General features: G+C 64.3%; 21 protein-coding genes. 9 read left to right on the top strand and 12 right to left on the bottom strand.

Annotation, left to right across the window (positions count from 1 at the left end; all coding sequences use genetic code 11):
- Positions 1-77: 77 nt before the first annotated feature.
- From AO057_RS07755 to AO057_RS07710, 12 genes are all read right to left on the bottom strand, one after another.
- Complete coding sequence (locus tag AO057_RS07755) at positions 78-263, bottom strand: hypothetical protein (protein ID WP_057675083.1); 186 nt, start codon at positions 261-263, stop codon at positions 78-80.
- Positions 256-1,305, bottom strand: coding sequence for a hypothetical protein (locus AO057_RS07750; protein WP_057675082.1), 1,050 nt, complete (start codon positions 1,303-1,305; stop codon positions 256-258). The genes AO057_RS07755 and AO057_RS07750 overlap by 8 nt, the downstream gene beginning before the upstream one ends.
- A gap of 413 nt (positions 1,306-1,718) precedes the next feature.
- Positions 1,719-2,219, bottom strand: coding sequence for a helix-turn-helix transcriptional regulator (locus AO057_RS07745; protein ID WP_240480749.1), 501 nt, complete (start codon positions 2,217-2,219; stop codon positions 1,719-1,721).
- 241 nt (positions 2,220-2,460) lie between these two features.
- Positions 2,461-2,949 (bottom strand): thermonuclease family protein, encoded by a 489-nt coding sequence (locus AO057_RS07740; protein ID WP_057675081.1) that lies wholly within the window; start codon positions 2,947-2,949, stop codon positions 2,461-2,463.
- A 32-nt stretch (positions 2,950-2,981) separates the two neighbouring features.
- On the bottom strand, positions 2,982-3,410 hold the full coding sequence (locus AO057_RS07735; protein WP_057675080.1) for a helix-turn-helix domain-containing protein: 429 nt from the start codon (positions 3,408-3,410) through the stop codon (positions 2,982-2,984).
- Between the two features lie 556 nt (positions 3,411-3,966).
- The gene (locus AO057_RS07730) at positions 3,967-4,662 is read right to left on the bottom strand and encodes a site-2 protease family protein (protein WP_057675079.1); all 696 of its coding nucleotides are present in this window, start codon (positions 4,660-4,662) and stop codon (positions 3,967-3,969) included.
- Entirely contained in the window at positions 4,659-5,006 is a 348-nt protein-coding gene (locus AO057_RS18020; RefSeq protein ID WP_168163357.1) for a J domain-containing protein, read from the bottom strand. Before AO057_RS18020 ends, AO057_RS07730 begins: the two co-directional genes overlap by 4 nt.
- Positions 5,003-5,704 carry a hypothetical protein gene (locus tag AO057_RS18015; protein ID WP_057675077.1) on the bottom strand — a complete coding sequence of 234 codons (702 nt, stop codon included), beginning with the start codon at positions 5,702-5,704 and terminating at the stop codon, positions 5,003-5,005. Before AO057_RS18015 ends, AO057_RS18020 begins: the two co-directional genes overlap by 4 nt.
- A 23-nt stretch (positions 5,705-5,727) precedes the next feature.
- Positions 5,728-6,612 (bottom strand): DUF2167 domain-containing protein, encoded by an 885-nt coding sequence (locus tag AO057_RS07715; RefSeq protein ID WP_057675076.1) that lies wholly within the window; start codon positions 6,610-6,612, stop codon positions 5,728-5,730.
- A gap of 118 nt (positions 6,613-6,730) precedes the next feature.
- Positions 6,731-7,222 carry a DUF6036 family nucleotidyltransferase gene (locus tag AO057_RS17740; RefSeq protein ID WP_156404499.1) on the bottom strand — a complete coding sequence of 164 codons (492 nt, stop codon included), beginning with the start codon at positions 7,220-7,222 and terminating at the stop codon, positions 6,731-6,733.
- A gap of 73 nt (positions 7,223-7,295) precedes the next feature.
- Positions 7,296-7,463 (bottom strand): hypothetical protein, encoded by a 168-nt coding sequence (locus AO057_RS17735; RefSeq protein ID WP_156404498.1) that lies wholly within the window; start codon positions 7,461-7,463, stop codon positions 7,296-7,298.
- Positions 7,464-7,508: 45 nt separating this feature from the next.
- Positions 7,509-8,318 (bottom strand): IclR family transcriptional regulator, encoded by an 810-nt coding sequence (locus AO057_RS07710; RefSeq protein ID WP_057677215.1) that lies wholly within the window; start codon positions 8,316-8,318, stop codon positions 7,509-7,511.
- A 100-nt stretch (positions 8,319-8,418) separates the two neighbouring features.
- Between AO057_RS07710 and AO057_RS07705 the strand changes: the two genes are divergently transcribed.
- The 9 genes from AO057_RS07705 to AO057_RS07665 all read left to right on the top strand — a co-directional run bounded on the left by AO057_RS07705 (position 8,419) and on the right by AO057_RS07665 (position 16,392).
- A complete protein-coding gene (locus AO057_RS07705; protein ID WP_371258266.1) occupies positions 8,419-9,426 on the top strand; it encodes a TRAP transporter substrate-binding protein in 1,008 nt (335 codons plus the stop codon).
- Entirely contained in the window at positions 9,423-9,887 is a 465-nt protein-coding gene (locus tag AO057_RS07700) for a type II 3-dehydroquinate dehydratase (RefSeq protein ID WP_057675075.1), read from the top strand. Before AO057_RS07705 ends, AO057_RS07700 begins: the two co-directional genes overlap by 4 nt.
- Positions 9,888-9,966: 79 nt before the next feature.
- Positions 9,967-10,656 carry a TetR/AcrR family transcriptional regulator gene (locus tag AO057_RS07695; RefSeq protein WP_057675074.1) on the top strand — a complete coding sequence of 230 codons (690 nt, stop codon included), beginning with the start codon at positions 9,967-9,969 and terminating at the stop codon, positions 10,654-10,656.
- A 92-nt stretch (positions 10,657-10,748) separates the two neighbouring features.
- The gene (locus tag AO057_RS07690; protein ID WP_057675073.1) at positions 10,749-11,312 is read left to right on the top strand and encodes a TRAP transporter small permease; all 564 of its coding nucleotides are present in this window, start codon (positions 10,749-10,751) and stop codon (positions 11,310-11,312) included.
- Positions 11,309-12,586 (top strand): TRAP transporter large permease subunit, encoded by a 1,278-nt coding sequence (locus AO057_RS07685; protein ID WP_057675072.1) that lies wholly within the window; start codon positions 11,309-11,311, stop codon positions 12,584-12,586. Before AO057_RS07690 ends, AO057_RS07685 begins: the two co-directional genes overlap by 4 nt.
- Positions 12,587-12,669: 83 nt before the next feature.
- Positions 12,670-13,668 (top strand): TRAP transporter substrate-binding protein, encoded by a 999-nt coding sequence (locus AO057_RS07680; protein WP_057675071.1) that lies wholly within the window; start codon positions 12,670-12,672, stop codon positions 13,666-13,668.
- Between the two features lie 46 nt (positions 13,669-13,714).
- Entirely contained in the window at positions 13,715-14,548 is an 834-nt protein-coding gene (locus AO057_RS07675) for a shikimate dehydrogenase family protein (RefSeq protein ID WP_057677213.1), read from the top strand.
- A gap of 21 nt (positions 14,549-14,569) precedes the next feature.
- A complete protein-coding gene (locus tag AO057_RS07670; RefSeq protein WP_057675070.1) occupies positions 14,570-15,490 on the top strand; it encodes a VOC family protein in 921 nt (306 codons plus the stop codon).
- Positions 15,487-16,392 (top strand): sugar phosphate isomerase/epimerase family protein, encoded by a 906-nt coding sequence (locus tag AO057_RS07665; RefSeq protein ID WP_082605453.1) that lies wholly within the window; start codon positions 15,487-15,489, stop codon positions 16,390-16,392. Before AO057_RS07670 ends, AO057_RS07665 begins: the two co-directional genes overlap by 4 nt.
- The last annotated feature ends 34 nt before the right edge of the window (positions 16,393-16,426 follow it).

Below are 16,426 nucleotides of genomic sequence, written 5' to 3'. Positions count from 1 at the left end.
GGGGTTAATGGACAGCCTCGTTGCGCGCCCGTTCCCCCGGTCGATTACTGTCCTCTTTTGGCCATAACCTCCCACACCTAGGTTCCTTCTGCTTCAACCGGCACAGCTATGCTTCCAACGACACGCATGGTCTGGGCTTGGTCTCGCAGCAATTGGTAGGCGGCGGCCAGGCTGCCCACGATGATGATGTCTCCGCGCAGATCCTGCGGTATGGCGCTGGCCACACTCTGGAGCACGTCGCGGGGCGTGATCGGCTCACTCATGCATTCCTCCCGGAGCGACGCTCTTGATGATGTCCTCAACCTGGTGCGTCAGTCCCGCGGCCCACAGGTTGGCCATGCAGTCGAGGAGGTCACCCCATACCGCAGGGCCCTCCAAACGGAATAGGTTCACGGGTCGGTTGATGTAGTGCACCACGACGTGGGGGCGGCTCGTCTGCGTATCGTCGCGCACGAGCCCGGGGTCGAGGTCTTGCACAAACGACAGATCAGTGTTGGGCCCGCCATGCACAAGGATGTCGAGATGGGGGGCAGAGACCAGGTCCAGAGCGGGAAGGATGTGTCGCGCGCCCAGCACGCCGCCAACAGCCACGTCCTTGCGCCCCTGATCGAACAGCTTGCGCGCGAGCTTCTCTGGCGACCTGGGAGACCCGGACCGATCCACATACCTCGCCTTGGGGCCACCGGACACCGCATCGAGCCATTGCTTCCAGTCCTCGGCTGCGAAGCGGGAGATCCCGACGCGCTTGCCATCGGCGCGCATCAAGCACTCTGGCCGAATGGACTCGATGGCCTTGTAGACCGTGGGCAGGCTGGCGCCGGCGGCCGCGGCCAACTCTGGCAACCTGATCGGATCTTCCAAGCTCAGCCAGCGGTGCAGCAGCATGCCCACGACCACCTCACGACTTGCCGACCTCGGCTTCATGGACAGTTCCTCTCGCACACGCTCGCGCAGCTGGGCAATGTCCAACCCCATGAATTCCAGCTGCGCCAGCTCCTCCAGGCTGGCCATCGCTCGCACATCGACCCGATGCGCGATGTCGGGTCGAACAATGGACCGAAAGGCCGCCATCTCGTCGGCCAGACGCCCCTTGCTCAGCAAGCTCTTGTAGAGGAGGATGAGGAAGCCCTCAGGGATGAGGAAGCCCTCAGATGAGGTGGCAGGCAGTGAGTAGGCCGCATCGAGCAGTAGCGTGCGCAGGTCGCGCGCGGTGGAAATGCCCTGGGCGACCTCGAGATTGAGACGACCTGCAGGGATAGTCTGCTGCCAGGTGGAAAGCGGTCTGGTTTCGGATGTTTTTGCCATCTTTTAACCTGCGTGTTTTAATTAACCTGCATATTAAATTTAACATGCAGGTTAATCAAGCAATATCAGAGTGGACGTGCTGTTGAGAATATTGGCTCAAAACAAGCGAAGTCATGGAGACACATGTCGCTGGAACCATACCGGAACAGCTCGTCGACCTTCTCTTCGAGCTCCGCACGCCGTTGCGGTCCAAGCTGCATAGGCGGATGATGCGCCCCCGGTCCTAGTGCTTCATGCGTCAATCGCCTTCGGCGGATCGCCCAGAATCACCCCGGACTTGAGCTTGCGCACATCCTCCAGCAAAGAACTGCGAACCTCCGTAGGAAGAATGGTCGGCAGTGGTGAGGCCTGTCGCAGCTGCTGGGCGTGCGCAGAACGACTTAGCGCCAGGCGATAGGTCCCTTTAGACAGGATCACAGCCCCCACTCCTTCCATAGGCGCGCAGAGCGGGATTGCGGGTCTTTCTGCAGCCAGCTCTCCAGCGTCGCGCGGGCACGCCTACGCAGCTCGTCGTTGTCCTTGATCAGTCGAACGGCCGCCGCATGCATCGCCAGGCTTTGCAGGTCTTGCACTTGATGCTCCATCGTGTCGGCCGAGACCGCTACCTGGTCCGAGGGACGGGGTCTGCGAGATCTTGCGACCGCAGAGTACGGCGGCGCCGGCTGGATTGCGTCGCTTGCCAACATGGCCAGCTCACCGCCGATCCCAAGAGCAGACATCACCCGCAGATAAGTCCCAATGCCCGTGCTAGGGTCGCCTGACTCCACCGCATGAAGCGTCGAGCGCGAAATACCCACCTGCTTCGCCAACTCTACCGTCCCCAGCCCTCGCTGCTTGCGCAGGCGTTGCAGTCGGTCTCCCAACTGATGCAGCAGATGGAGATCCAGGACGGAGGTGATTCCGGGGGTGCTCATTTTTCCAACATATTAGGCAAAACTAAGCTTTTGTCCGATATATAAGAAAGATAAGCAGGTCTAGCTAGGTCCCTATAGGACGAACGGTGCTCTCGGGATAAGCATGACGGTGCTGGCCTCATGGGCGCGTATTTGTGGCTTGGCAACAATCAGCCTATCGGCGTATAGACCGTCCGGTTTCGATCATGGCGCCGACCGCTGCCCCTTCTTGGCCAATTTCGTTCAGACAGACTTAAATTGGTTATTGACCTCGCTTCGTCTGCCTGAATTCCCATGGCGGAGTTGGACTCCTGTCGGCCCACAACCCTCTTTGGTAGTCCTTGGCCTCCACTTCAGCGCGGTCGTAACTCTGCCGATCGGAATCCGTCAGTTCTTTCTCGTAATGCCTATAGAACCAGGCCATCCCACGTCGAATCTGCTCGATATTGATGTCACGGCCATTGACTAGGACTTTTCCAACAAATCGCCCGTAACGGTCCTTCTTGGTTGTTTCGACAATGACAGTCCGGCCCGCAACGAGCTCATCAAGAGACTCTCGCGAGCGCTGCCCGTAAGCCTGGGCCTTTTCCGGAGCGTCAATCCCTGCAAGACGTATCTTGTGTTGGACCTTGCTGGCATCGAGGACCGTAATCGTGTCGCCATCCGCGACACGAACCACACGCCCACTGACTAACCTTGCTTGGACTGACGAAGCGAGAAGCGCGAATGCCAGTAGAAGAATTGCGCGCATGCGTCACTACGTTTTGGGCACTCGGCTGGTGATTAGGCTTCAGCCAGACGAGCCGCAGCACCACGCTTGCCGAGCTTGCGCACTTCGGCGATGCCCTGCAGCTGGTTCGCCCGGGGCTTGGATTGCCCCTTTTCCCAGTGGTAGATCGTCTGCAGCGAAACGCCGAGCAGTTTGCCCATTTCGGCGGCCGACAGGCTCAGCTTCTTGCGCAGGCTGGCAAAGCCATCCGCACGGAAGCGCAGTTGTGAGGCTTCTTCCGCCTTGCCATCAGCAGCGGCAGCCGGCCTGTTCTTGCGGAGTTTGGCAATCAGACGATCCTGCTCGGCCAGGCGCCGCTTAAGGGCAGCGATGTCGCTACGGTACTGAGCCGAAGCTTTCTTGAGGGTCTGGATTTCGGCTCGGATCTCTTTGCGTGCGATGCGGGTGATTTCTGATTTGAGGAGGTTTGCAATGTTGGCCATGTCGGTCTTTGCGGATGGAGTGCCCAGCTATCTTACAAATCAACATATGGGAGGGCTGTTATCGGCCAAGAGATGACGCTCAGAATCCCCGGTCAAGTGACTGCTTCATCGGAAGCCGACACTTAACGAGACCACCGCAAGCCATTGCAGTCAGCCTGAAGTGCATCCCGCGAGTGTCCTATTCGACGGTTTATGCACTGAATCGCCAAGTCAATTTCCAGAATGCCGCAGACCTCAAGCTTGATTAGCTTAACTAAGACCGGATCTTGTTCATTACGATTCGAGTCACGGATTTCTCAAAAATTGCATTTCTCCATTCAAAAACCTCAGTCAAATCAATACATTGCAGGAAGTTTGGGCTCAATTGCTCGATGGCTGCTGATAAAGCTCATCGCTAAGGTAAACCGTACCCGAAAGTCTTACCGTTAACAGCAAATGAGTCTCATCGAGAACTGTCTGGTTGTTTTGCAAGTCGTTGATTTATATGAGAACTAGACTGCAACTGAAGATTTACCCCACACCGGCGTGAGGGGCCGCCGGCGCAGCGTGCGCCGGCTCATGCGCCGAGCCGCTCATGCACCTCGAAGGCCAGCAGGGCCAGTGTCGCCAGCAGGACCAGGTACTGGGCGCCGTAGGCCCACTTCACGCGCGTGGCCGTGATGCGGTGCACCGCCGCGTCCTCGCCCTTCCACGCCGCCCACAGTTGGGGCGCCGCCAGGATGGCGATGAGCAGGAGCAGCGGGCTGGGTTTCCAGAGAAACGCGCCGATCAGGATGGGCACGCCCAGAAACCAGATCTTCGGCGAGATGACGCGCACGATCCGGCCCCCGTCCAGCGGCGAGAGCGGGATGAGGTTGAAGACGTTGAGCATGAAGCCGGTGTAGGCCACCGCGAGCCAGAGCCGCTCGCCGCTTTCCAGCCCGTAGAGGTAGCACAGGAAGGCCGCCGCCGTGCCCAGCAGCGGGCCGCCCAGACCGACATAGGCCTCGGTCTCGGGGTCCAGTTCCGTGGTCTTGAGCGCGACCCAGGCGCCGACGAAAGGGATGAACACCGGCGCGCCGACGTCCAGCCCGCGGTTGCGCGCGGCCACGAAATGGCCCATCTCGTGCAGGAAGAGCATGGCCACCACCCCCACCGCATAGGCCCAGCCGAAGCTGATGGCGTAGACGAAGATCGACAGCAACATGGTGCCGCCGGACAGCAGCACCTTGCCGAGCTTGCCGGCCATCAGCAGTGCGAGCAGGGTCTTCATGCCTGGCCCCCGACGCTGCGCAGGGCGTCCTGGTAGGCGGTTTCGATTTCCGCCAGCCGCTGCGCCGCCAGCGCCCGGATCTCGGGGCCCAGCGCCTGCGCCTTGTCGGGCCGGTACTGCTCGGCGAGCCGGAAGTAGGCCGCGCGGATATCCTGCGTCGTGGCCTCGGGTGCGAGCTGCAGCACCGTATGCCAGGGCGCGGGGCCGGCCATCGGCTCGGTCGGCGGTGGCGTCGCCGGCGCGTCCGCACGCGGCGGCGGGCGGCCCGATTTCAGGAAGAAGGACACCAGCCAGTAGCCCAGCAGGAGGCCCACGGCCGTCACGCCGATTTCAGTCGCTGTCATGGCTGGGGTCCCTGGGGCAGGAAACGCTCGCGCGCACGCTGCAGCGCGGCCATGCGGCTGCTCTGCTCGTCCTCGAAGGCGATCTGCTCGTCGATGCGCAGCAGGCATTGCGCGTGCACTTCGGCCAGGGCCTCGGGCGGCAGCAAAGCCTGGCAGGCCTGGAGAAAATCGTCCCTCACGCCCTGCCATTCGCAGGCGCGGCGCACGAGGTTGATACAGAAAGGCGGGCAGACCAGACACTCGAAGGCGACCGACCAGTACTTGCCCGCAGGCACCTGCAGGCGCCGGTGGATGCGGTAGAGCAGCACCAGCGCGGTGAGATTGACAGCGTAGAGCAGACTGATCACGCCCAGCGTGACCCAGGAGCCCAGACCCAGGAACAGGCTGGTGGGCAGCAACACGAACAGGGTCAGGCCCGAGAGCCAGGCGCACAGCGCCAGGCCGCCCAGGCCGACCGGCAACGGCACGCGCTGGCCTGGCACGACGGCGGCCGGCTGGCCGGCAAACTGCCAGGCCAGCCGGATGATGGGCCGGTGCGGCGCCAGCAGGCCGGGAGCGCAGGGCTCCTTGCCGGCCAGACGCCAGCGGAAGGAACCGAACACGGCGCGCCAGCCCCGCCCCTGCCGCACCAGCACTGCCTCGTTGCTGGCCAGCAGGATCAGAGCGTCATAGACATAGAGCGCCGATGCCAGCAGCATCAGCACAGCCTCGGACGAGAGCCTCACTTGTCTTGCGGGTCTTGCGGCGCGTTCTGCTCTTTCTTTTTGCCGAACAGCTTGGCGATGCCCCAGAACACGGCCACGACGCCCGCGAGGATGAGTTTCCAGAAGGCGGCGAAGAAGCCGACGATCACCTTCCAGAAGCCGGTCTTGGTGGCCACGGCGGCGGCGCCGCCGGCCACCAGGGCCATGAGGCCGAATTCGGCAACGCGGTCACCCTGCTTGAACTCGCTGTACTTCTCGCCGGACTTGAAGTCGAAGTCCTTCAGCACGGCCTTGAACGCCTTCACATCCGCGTCCAGGGTCGACGGATCGGAGACCAGGGTGGCGCTTTCATAGCCACTGCGCCCCAGCAGTCGCACGGTGTAGTTGATCGTGGGGGTGTTGCTGCCCGGCGCGCGCAACCTGAGCGCCCACTCCAGGTGCTTGGTGGCCGAGTCGTAGTGCGGCGCGATGTGCCAGCCGTCGGTGTGGAGTTCGCCCATGCCCAGTTTGCGGCGCTCCTCGTTGGCCGGGCCATCTTCTTCTTTCATGCTCTTGAGCAGGGCATCGGCGTCGATCTTCTCGTCGTCCTTGACGTAACCCACTGAGCTGAACGAGAAAGCCGCCCACCAGTTGTCGCCGACCAGAATGCTGTTGGCCGACGGCAGGTTGCCGGTGAGCTTGAGAAATTTGGCGCCTTCGGTCTCATCGAGGAAACGGGCCCCGGCCGGCAGCTTGAGGGTGGCGTTGCCGCCCAAGGCCGCCGTGGCGGGCCCCTCCTGCCACTTGAGGGCCTGGACCGCGGCCCGCCGCTGTTCCCGGGTGCTCTCGCCCTCCGCGCCCCAGGCGGTGGCGCCCAGCGCCAGCGCCAGGACGGCCAGCATCCATTTGCTACTTTTCAGCATCTTTTCTCCTTGTTTGTTGATTGGTCTGAAGATGAAAGATGAAGCCCGCAGCCCCCCCGTCCGCACTGGCAGCAAGCGACACAAAAACCATTGTGTCGTCATGGCAAGGTTTTCCACACTACCCATAGGGCGTATGTAAACCGTTACCCCCATGGGCAGCCAGGCTGGTGTTGCAGTCTTTTACGATTTGTTGCACAGCAGGGAGTCGCTTCTGCCCTGTCAGCCCGTTGCCTGTTCCAGCCCGTGCCTGGCCCGCTGTTCTTCTTCGCCATCGAGGAACCGGGTCGTAGCGAATCTTGCTCGCACCAGCGGCGCAGACACCAGTCCGCAGCGCACACCCTCCTGGACCCAGCGCAGATCGTTGGGCTGGCGTCACGCCGTCGAGATAAATGCCATGGGCGCGATGGAATGGACTGTCTTCGCCCAGTTCCGGCAGAAGGTCGAAGATGCGCTCGGGGTCGGCCCTGGTGTAGGCACCCACGTCGATAGACATGGACATGCCAGGCGGGATCTCTGCCGTGGGCTCCATCCCAAGGATCGACAGACTGCCAATCACGACAAATTCGGCATGCCCTGAGGAGGTTCTGGCCTGCGAGAGCAGGCTGAGCAAGGATGCGAGCCTCATCGGGTGACCTCCGTGCTGCGCACTGCGGTGCGAGCGCCTGCTGGCGGCCGGGCGGCGCTCATGCTGGCAGGATGAAAGGCGAGTTCTGGCGCATGGGCGTGGCCCACACGTCATCCGAGCTCGTCATGGCTTTTGCCAGATCGGCCGGCGGCATGCTCAGCCAGGAACGCCAGCGCGCGATGTAGTCGTCGCTGCACAGTTGTTCTGATTGCCAACGATCGACCATGGCTCGTGCCTGGTCTATCAGGGCGGTGCGGACCCAAGGGGCCAGCTAGCGCCCGCTCCGCGCAAACAGCGGCGAGGACGCGCTGACCAGCGCCAGGTCACCCGCCGCTTCCAGCAGCGGGCGGCCCAGTTCCTGCATGCGCTGCAGCGTGAGCCGCTGCAAAGGCCCGGCGATGGTGATGACCCCCACGGCCTGTGCGCCGCGGCGCAGGATGGGCGCAGCCATGGCCGTCATGCCTGGCGCGTAGGACTCGACGATCAGGCTGTAACCACGGCGCCGGTCCTCGTCCAGGATCTTCATCAGGGCCTTGTAGGTGGTGGGCGCCTTCGGGCCGTACTGCTTGGGATTGGCGAAGCCTTGCGCCGCCACCAAGGCCGTGGCGCGCTCCTCGCTTTGGGTCATGAGCCAGGCGTGTCCGCCCGCGCTGCAGGACAAGGGCACGGCCATGCCCATGTCCGGGTCGTAGCGCAGGCCCGAACGCGCGCCCTGGGCCTTGGCCACGAAGGTGAGCCGGTCGCCGTCCACCAGGGCCAGGCGCACCAGTTCACCCGAGGTGGCGGCCAGCCGGTCGATGACGGGCTGGGCCAGGTCGACGATGCCCGAACTGCCCAGGAAGCTCAAGCCCAGGGCCGGCAGCTTGGTCGTCAGCGCGTACTCACCCTGCTCGCGCAGCTGCCGCACATAACCGCAACGCACCAGCTCCTGCAGCAGGCGATGGCAGGCGCTGCGCGGCAGGGCCAGGTCGTCGGCCAGCGCGGCCAGGGCCAGACCCTCGGGCTGGGCGGCCAGGGTTTCCAGGATGAGCAGGGCGCGGTCGACCGCGCCGACGGCCAAGCGCCCGGTGTCATTTGACATGGTGAAACAGGATTCCTCTTTGGAACGGGATTCAAAACGGCTTTCTACCATGGCGACACACCCGCAGCGACGGGTGGCCCCATTCCTACAGGAGACACACGTGAAACAGAAACTCATGACCGGCCTGATCGGCGTCGCGCTCACACTGGCTGCAGCGACCACTTCGGCACAAGACATCCAGGACCGCGTGATCAAGTTCGGCCACCTGAACAATGCCGATCACCCGGTCAGCCTGGGCGTGAAACGCTTCGCCGAGCTGCTGGCGGCCAAGAGCGGCGGCAAGCTCAAGGTCCAGGAATTTCCGGCCTCGCAGCTGGGCAACGAGATGCAGCAGCAGTCCGCCCTGCAAGGCGGCGTGCAGGAGATGTCGGCCCCAGCCACCACCTCGCTGGCCGGCATCGTCAAGGAGTTCGGTCTGGTCGACTTTCCCTTTGCCGTCAGCAACTTTGCCCAGGCCGACGCCCTGCTCGACGGCCCCTTCGGCCAGGCCTTGCTGGCCCGGCTGCCGGAAAAAGGCCTGGTGGCCCTGGGCTACTGGGACCTGGGTTTCCGCAACGTGACCAACAGCAAGCGCCCCATCACCAAACCGGAAGACCTGGACGGCCTGAAGCTGCGCGTGATCCCCAACCCGGTGTTCCTGGAAACCTTCAAGGCCTTCAAGGCCAACCCCGTGCCCATGCCCTTTGCCGAGCTCTACGGTGCGCTGGAAGCCAAGGCGGTGGACGGCCAGGAGAATCCCTTTGCCGTGATCCTGTCGAACAAGTTTTTCGAAGTGAACAAGTACGTCAGCGCGACCAACCACGTCTACGCGGCCAACATCATGCTGGTGAGCAAGCGTTTCTGGGACCGCCTTTCGCCGGTCGAGCAGAAGATCATGAACGACGCGGCCAACGAATCCCGCGCCTACCAGCGGCAGGTCAGCCGCGCCGCGGCACAGAAAGCCGTGGCCGAGCTGCAGGCCAAGGGCATGTCGTACAACGAGCTCAGCCCCGCCGAGCAGGCGCGCATGCGCACCGTCGCGGCGCCGGTGGCCGAGAAATTTGCGGCCAGCTACGACCCCGCCATCGTGAAGCTGTACCGCGACGAACTGGCCAGGGTGAGCAAATGACCGCACAGCCGACCTTCCTGGTGCTGCACGGCCCCAACCTGAACCTCTTCGGCCGGCGCGAGCCGCACATCTACGGCACGACCACGCTGGCGCAGATCAACGAGTACCTGGGCGCACTCGCCGCCGAGCTGGGCGTGCAGCTCGTGACTTTCCAGTCCAACCATGAAGGGGCCCTGGTCGACAAGCTGCACGAGGTCATCGACACCGCTGCCGGTGCGCTGCTCAACCCCGCCGGGCTCACGCAGCACGGTGTGTCGCTGCACGATGCGATCAAGGCCATGCCCTTCCCGGTGGTCGAGGTGCACATGAGCAATATCGCCGCGCGCGAGCCCTGGCGCAGCCACTCCATCATCAGCCCGGCCGTCAAGGCCACGGTGCAGGGCCTGGGCTGGCGCTCGTACACGGCGGCCTTGCGGGCACTGGTGGAGACCGTGCGGGAAGCCCAGGCGCCGCGCGCCTGAAACGGGCCGCTCATGCGCCGCAGGCCAGGGCCGACACCGGGCATTGCCGCCGGGCCCGGGGCCGGCCTATACTTCGCGAATGAACGAACCAGTACAAAAAAACCGGACCCGAACGACCCGCGCCGCGGCCCCGGCGCGCAAGGCGCCCAGCCGCACCAACGACCCCGAGCGCACCCGGGCCAACATCCTGCAGGTGGCCGAGACCGAGTTCGGCGAAAAGGGCCTGGCGGGTGCGCGCATCGACGAGATCGCCGAGGCCACGCGCACCAGCAAGCGCATGATCTATTACTACTTCGGCAGCAAGGAAGGCCTGTACCTGGCCGTGCTGGAGGAAGCCTACCGCCGGGTGCGCGACGTCGAGTCCGAACTGAAGCTGCAGGACCTGGAACCCGAAGAAGGCCTGCGCCGCCTGGTGGCCTTCACCTTCGACCACCACCTGCACCACGAGAGCTATATCCGCCTGGTGATGTCCGAGAACATCCACCGCGGGCAGTACCTGGCGCAGAGCCAGCGCATCCAGGAACTCAACGTGCCGGCGATTGCCGCGATCCGCAATCTCTACGAGCGCGGCGTCAAGGCCGGCCAGTTCCGCAAGGGCCTGGATGCGGTCGATATCCATGCCTCGATCTCGGCTTTGAGCTTCTTCAATGTGTCCAACCGGCACACCTTCGGCATCATCTTCAAGCTGGACATGACGTCGCGCGCCTACATCACCCAGCGGCGCGAGAACGTGGTGGAAATGATCGTGCGTTTCGTGCGCAAGATCTGAGCAGACAAGGCCCCGGCGGCCGAAATGTCAGGGTTTTCCCTTAAATAAAAACTAACCAGTTCGTACAAAATAAGATCCATGGAGACATTCCCGTGATACAGAAATTCATCAACCTCATCGGCCGGGCCTTCGGCCTGCTCATGGTTGCCTGCCTGGGCCTGATGGTCGTCATGGTCTTCGGCAACGTGGTGCTACGCTACGGCTTCAATTCCAGCATCACCATGTCGGAAGAGCTGTCGCGCTGGCTCTTCGTCTGGATGACCTTCCTGGGGGCCGTGGTCGGCCTGATCCAGCACGCCCACCTGGGCACGGACGCCCTGCTCTCGCGCCTGCCCGCCAGGGGCCGCAAGGTCTGCTTCGTGCTGGCGCACGGGCTGATGCTGGCCATGTGCTGGTTCATGTTCGACGGTGCGCGCCAGCAGGCCCTCATCAACCTGCAGTCCACCAGCGCCGTCATGGAGGTCTCGATGGCCTGGCTCTACGGTGCCGGCCTGGTGTTTTCCGTACTGGCCGCGCTGATCATCGCCTTCGAGCTCTGGAAGTTCCTCAGCGGCCGCCTGCCGGACACCGAACTGATAGGCATCGCCACTTCCGACGACATGCCCCATGGCATCGCCCCGGGCGCAGCCTCCACACAGCCGCAGGAGCGCGCATGACCATCACCATCTTTCTCGCCGTCCTGCTGGGCGCCATGGCCCTGGGTGTGCCCATCGCCTTCTCCCTGCTGGTCACCGGTGCCGCGCTGATGTGGCACCTCAACATGTTCGACGCGCAGATCCTGGCCCAGAACATGATCGAAGGGGCCAACAGCTTCCCCCTGCTGGCCGTGCCCTTTTTCATGCTGGCCGGCGAGATCATGAACGCCGGTGGCCTGTCCAAGCGCATCGTCGCCTTCGCCACCACCCTGGTGGGCCACCTGCGCGGCGGCCTGGGCTACGTGGGCATCATGGCCGCCGTCATCATGGGCGCGCTCTCGGGGTCCGCCGTGGCCGATGCCGCCGCCCTGGCCGCACTGCTCTTGCCCGTCATGAACCGGGCCGGTTATGACCGCGCGCGCTCGGCCGGCCTGATCGCCGCGGGCAGCATCATCGCGCCCATCATCCCGCCCAGCATCGGCTTCGTCATCTTCGGGGTGACCGCCAATGTCTCGATCTCCAAGCTCTTCCTGGCGGGCATCGTGCCGGGCCTCATGCTGGGCCTCACCCTGGCCATCACCTGGTGGCTGCTGTCACGCAAGAGCGATGTCGCGCTCACACCGCGCGCCACGCGCGCCGAGGTGCTGAGCGCCCTGAAGGACGCCACCCTCGCCCTGGGCCTGCCGGTCATCGTGATCGTGGGGCTGAAGTTCGGCGTCTTCACGCCCACCGAGGCCGCGGTGGTCGCCGCCGTCTACGCGCTGCTGATCTCCACACTGGTCTACAAGGAACTCAAGCTCAACCAGCTCTTCGGCCTGTTCCTGTCGGCGGCCCAGACCACGGCCGTGATCATGTTCCTGGTGGCCGCCGCCATGGTCGTGGCCTGGCTGATCACGGTGGCCAACCTGCCCGGCGAGCTGATCTCGCTGCTGCAACCCCTGCTGGACCGGCCCACCCTGCTGCTGATCGTGATGATGCTCATCACCATGCTGGTGGGCACGGCCATGGACATGACACCCACCATCGTCATCCTCACGCCGGTCTTCATGCCCCTGGTCAAGGCCGCGGGCATCGACCCCGTGTACTTCGGCGTGATCTTCATGATCAACAACGCGATCGGGCTGATCACCCCGCCGGTAGGCACCGTGCTGAGCACCGTGGCCGGCGTGGGCAAGCTGAGCATGGACGAGGTGACCAAGGGCGTGTGGCCCTTCATGCTGGCGCAGTTCGCGCTGATGTTCCTGCTGGTGCTGTTCCCGGCCCTGGTGATGGTGCCGGCGCGCTGGTTCTACTGATTTCCAAACGGCTGCGGCACCAGGGTACGCCACCGCAGTTGTCCTCTTCACAGGCGTCCCGCACATATCCACGGAGACAAACCATGAAACGACTCGTCCTCAAGACCCTGGTCGCCGCCATCTGCGTCACGGCCTTCGGCCTGGCCCAGGCCCAGACCAAGACCCTCAAGTTCGTCAACCAGAACGCCAAGGGCCACCCCATCGTCCTGGGCATGGACAAGTTTGCCGAAATCGTCGAAGCCAAGTCCGGCGGCAAGCTCAAGGTCACCGTCTATCCCGGCGGCGCCCTGGGCAGCGACCAGGCCAATGTGTCCGCGCTGCAGGGCGGCACGCTGGAGATGGCCTCCATGAACTCCGGCATCTTCGCCAGCCTGGTGAAGGATTTCGCCATCTATGATTTCCCCTTCCTGTTCGCCAACCCGGCTGAAGCGGACGCCGTGGTCGACGGTTCTTTCGGCAAGAGCCTGCACGCCAAACTCGAAGAGAAGGGCCTGGTCGGCCTGGGTTATTACGAGCTGGGCTTCCGCCACATCAGCAACAGCAAGCGCCCCATCAACAAGGTGGAAGACCTGGCCGGCCTGAAGCTGCGCGTGATCCCCAACCCGATCAACGTGGACTGGGTCTCCGCCCTGGGCGCCAACCCCACGCCCCTGCCCTTCCCCGAGCTCTACGCTGCGCTGGAGCAGAAGGCTGTCGACGGCCAGGAAAACCCGGTCGCCACCATCAACGGCGCCAAGCTCTTTGAAGTGCAGAAGCACCTGGCCCTGACCAGCCACCAGTACAACCCGCAATCCATCGTGATCAGCAAGAAGGTCTGGGACGGTCTGTCGGCCGACGAGAAGAAGGTCGTGCAGGACGCCGTGAACGAGTCCATCAAGTTCCAGCGCCAGCAGTCGCGCGCCCTGGCCAGCAGCCTGCTGGACACACTCAAGAAGAACGGCATGCAGGTCACCGAACTGCCGGCGGCCGAAGTGGCCAAGCTGCGCGAGAAGATGAAGCCGGTGATTGCCAAGCACTCCGCCACCGTGGGTGAGGCCACCGTGAACGCGATGATGGCCGAGCTGGCCCGCATCCGCAAGTAAAGAGAAGCGCAGCACCGCGATGAACGCACGAGCCTTCCAGGGCACCCTGATCAACGGCGATACGGAGATGATCGCCCATCTGGGTTTTCCCACGCACAGCTTCAAGGCCCCCTTGATCTACAACCCCTACTTCGAGTCGGTCGGGGTGAATGCGGTGGTGGTGCCCATGGGCTGCAAGCCCGACGCGTTTGCCGAGGTGCTGCGCAACCTGTTCCGCCTGGAGAACATCCGGGGCGCGCTGATCACGATGCCGCACAAGGTGAGCACCGTGGGCCTGCTCGACGAAGTCACGCGCACCGCGCGCGTGGCCGGCGCCTGCAATGCCGTCAAGCGCCTGCCGGACGGCCGCCTGGTCGGTGACATGTTCGACGGCGAAGGTTTTGTGCGCGGCGTGCGTCGCAAGGGCCTGGTGCTGGAAGGCACGCGGGCCCTGGTGGTGGGCTGCGGCGGCGTGGGTTCGGCCATTGCGGCCTCGCTGGCCGCTGCCGGTGTGGCCCACCTGGCCTTGTTTGATGTGCAGGCGGCCTCGGCCGAGGCACTGGCCGGCCGATTGCGCACCGAATACCCGCTGCTCGGCGTGTCGACCGGCAGCCGGGACCCGGCCGACATGGACCTGGTCGTCAACGGCACGCCCCTGGGCATGAACCCCGGGGACCCGCTGCCGGTCGACGTCGAACGCCTGTCCCCGAAGACCTTTGTCGGCGAAGTCGTCATGCGCACCGAGATGACCGCCTTTCTGGCCGCCGCGCAGGCGCGCGGCTGCCGCATCCAGGTGGGTTCGGACATGTTGTTCGAGATGATCCCGGCCTATCTGGAGTTTTTCGGCTACCCCACCGCGACAGCCGACCAGCTGCGCACCGTGGCCCGCCTGAACAACTGACACCCCTGCTGGAGACCGCCCATGAGCGACCTGTTGCTACAACCCGAACATGCGCGCGAACCGCTGCAGGATTCTTTCAGCGATGTCTCCAACCCCATCGGGCTGGACGGCATCGAATTCATCGAGTACGCCACGCTCAAGCCCCAGGCCCTGGGCCAGGTGCTGGAGATGATGGGCTTTCGGCCCGTGGCGCGCCACCGCTCGCGCGAAGTCACGCTCTACCGCCAGGGCACGCTGAACATCGTGGTCAACGCCCACCCGCTGGACGCGCTGGGCGCCAGCCATGGCACCGACCACCCCAGCATCAGCGCCATGGCGCTGCGGGTGCGCAGTGCGCGCGCTGCGCGCGATTACGTGCTGGAACGCGGCGGCTGGGAAGTGCCCAGCCATCCGGACGCGATGGAACTCAACATCCCCGCCATCCACGGCGTGGGCGGCAGCCGCATCTACCTGATCGACCGCTACCAGGACTTCTCGATCTACGACGTCGACTTCATCACCATCCCCGGCGCGACGGCCCAGCCGCCCGTGCTGGCCGGCCTGAATTTCTTCGGCATCGTCCAGTACATCGGCATCGGCCGCAGCTACGACTGGATCGAGTTCTACCAGACCCTGCTGGGTGCCACGCTGATCCCCGACGAGCAGCGCTTCGGCATCATGCCGGCGGGCAAGCTCATGCGCACGCCCGCGCTGCACACCGGCCAGTCCTTCATGATCCAGCTGGTGGAGCCGGCGGTGGACGCGCCCGATCCGCGTGAACAGCTGCAGCGCATCGGCCTGGGCGTGCCGGACGTGCTGGCCGCGGTGCAGGCCCTGCGTGCCCAGGGCGTCGAGTTCGTCGAAAGCCCGGCGACCCACAGCGGGCAACGCGGCGCGATCAGCAAGACCTATCTGGGCAGCGTGGTGTTCGAACTCGTGCACGCTGCAGCGGAGCCGGCATGAACGACCGGCGCAGCATGGAAGAGGCCATCCGCGGTTTCGGGATGGACACCATCACCCTGGCCGGCCCCTTGCAGGCCAAGCTCCAGGCCATGAAAGACGCCGGCTTCAGCCAGGTCATGCTCAAGGCCAACGACCTCGTGGGCCACCCGGGCGGCTGGAAGGCTGCCGCACAGGAAGTGCGTGAGAGCGGGCTGCGCGGCACGGGCTTCCAGGTGCTGCGCGACTTCGAGGGCCTGAGCGGCCACCTGCACGAGTACAAGGTCGACATCGCCAAGACCATGCTGGAGATGTGCGCCGAACTCGGCTGCGACGTGCTGCTGGCCTGCTCCTCCACCTCGGCCCACGCCTCGCAGGACCTGGACCACATTGCGCGCGACCTGCGCAAGCTGGCCATGCTGGCCATTCCCTTCGGCATCCGCATCGCCTACGAAGGCCTGTCCTGGGGCCGCACCATCAACGAATACACCACGGCCTGGGACGTGGTCAACCGAGCCGACGCGCCCAACCTCGGCGTGTGCATCGACTCGTACCACATCCTGGCTGCCAAGACCCCGCTGGACGCCATCCTGGACCTGGACCCTGCCAAGATCTTCCTGGTCCAGCTCTCCGACTTCATGTGGCGCGAAACGCCCACCTTCGAGGAGCGCATGGCGACGGCGCGCACCTACCGCGTGTTTCCGCGCGAAGGCGTGCACACCGAAGAACTGATCGACCTGGTGCAGAAGCTCGACCGGCTCGGTTATGCCGGCGACTACAGCTTCGAGGTCTTCAACGACGACTTCGTGCAGATGCCCCTGCCCATGGTGGCCGAACGCGCCCGCAAATCGGCGCTCTGGCTGGCCGACGACATCCTGCGCCGCTCGCTGCCGCTGCCGAATCAGCTCAGGCTGCGGGCGCGCTGAGACGTACAGTTTTTCGACGACAACAAAGAGGAGA

The sequence above is a fragment of the Curvibacter sp. PAE-UM genome, assembly GCF_001432305.1.
GTDB lineage: Bacteria > Pseudomonadota > Gammaproteobacteria > Burkholderiales > Burkholderiaceae_C > Hylemonella.
The sequence above is the reverse complement of the archived record's forward strand: the minus strand, read 5'-3'. Positions and strand labels throughout refer to the sequence as shown.

Coding starts and splice junctions, on each gene's coding strand:
- AO057_RS07685 (WP_057675072.1), top strand. CDS start 11,309: ATGACCATCACCATCTTTCTCGCCGTCCTGCTGGGCGCCATGGCCCTG.
- AO057_RS17735 (WP_156404498.1), bottom strand. CDS start 7,463: ATGGTCGATCGTTGGCAATCAGAACAACTGTGCAGCGACGACTACATC.
- AO057_RS07735 (WP_057675080.1), bottom strand. CDS start 3,410: ATGGCCAACATTGCAAACCTCCTCAAATCAGAAATCACCCGCATCGCA.
- AO057_RS18020 (WP_168163357.1), bottom strand. CDS start 5,006: ATGACAGCGACTGAAATCGGCGTGACGGCCGTGGGCCTCCTGCTGGGC.
- AO057_RS07670 (WP_057675070.1), top strand. CDS start 14,570: ATGAGCGACCTGTTGCTACAACCCGAACATGCGCGCGAACCGCTGCAG.
- AO057_RS07700 (WP_057675075.1), top strand. CDS start 9,423: ATGACCGCACAGCCGACCTTCCTGGTGCTGCACGGCCCCAACCTGAAC.
- AO057_RS07730 (WP_057675079.1), bottom strand. CDS start 4,662: ATGAAGACCCTGCTCGCACTGCTGATGGCCGGCAAGCTCGGCAAGGTG.
- AO057_RS07710 (WP_057677215.1), bottom strand. CDS start 8,318: ATGTCAAATGACACCGGGCGCTTGGCCGTCGGCGCGGTCGACCGCGCC.
- AO057_RS18015 (WP_057675077.1), bottom strand. CDS start 5,704: ATGCTGCTGGCATCGGCGCTCTATGTCTATGACGCTCTGATCCTGCTG.
- AO057_RS07745 (WP_240480749.1), bottom strand. CDS start 2,219: ATGAGCACCCCCGGAATCACCTCCGTCCTGGATCTCCATCTGCTGCAT.
- AO057_RS07680 (WP_057675071.1), top strand. CDS start 12,670: ATGAAACGACTCGTCCTCAAGACCCTGGTCGCCGCCATCTGCGTCACG.
- AO057_RS07715 (WP_057675076.1), bottom strand. CDS start 6,612: ATGCTGAAAAGTAGCAAATGGATGCTGGCCGTCCTGGCGCTGGCGCTG.
- AO057_RS07695 (WP_057675074.1), top strand. CDS start 9,967: ATGAACGAACCAGTACAAAAAAACCGGACCCGAACGACCCGCGCCGCG.
- AO057_RS07665 (WP_082605453.1), top strand. CDS start 15,487: ATGAACGACCGGCGCAGCATGGAAGAGGCCATCCGCGGTTTCGGGATG.
- AO057_RS07740 (WP_057675081.1), bottom strand. CDS start 2,949: ATGCGCGCAATTCTTCTACTGGCATTCGCGCTTCTCGCTTCGTCAGTC.
- AO057_RS07755 (WP_057675083.1), bottom strand. CDS start 263: ATGAGTGAGCCGATCACGCCCCGCGACGTGCTCCAGAGTGTGGCCAGC.
- AO057_RS07750 (WP_057675082.1), bottom strand. CDS start 1,305: ATGGCAAAAACATCCGAAACCAGACCGCTTTCCACCTGGCAGCAGACT.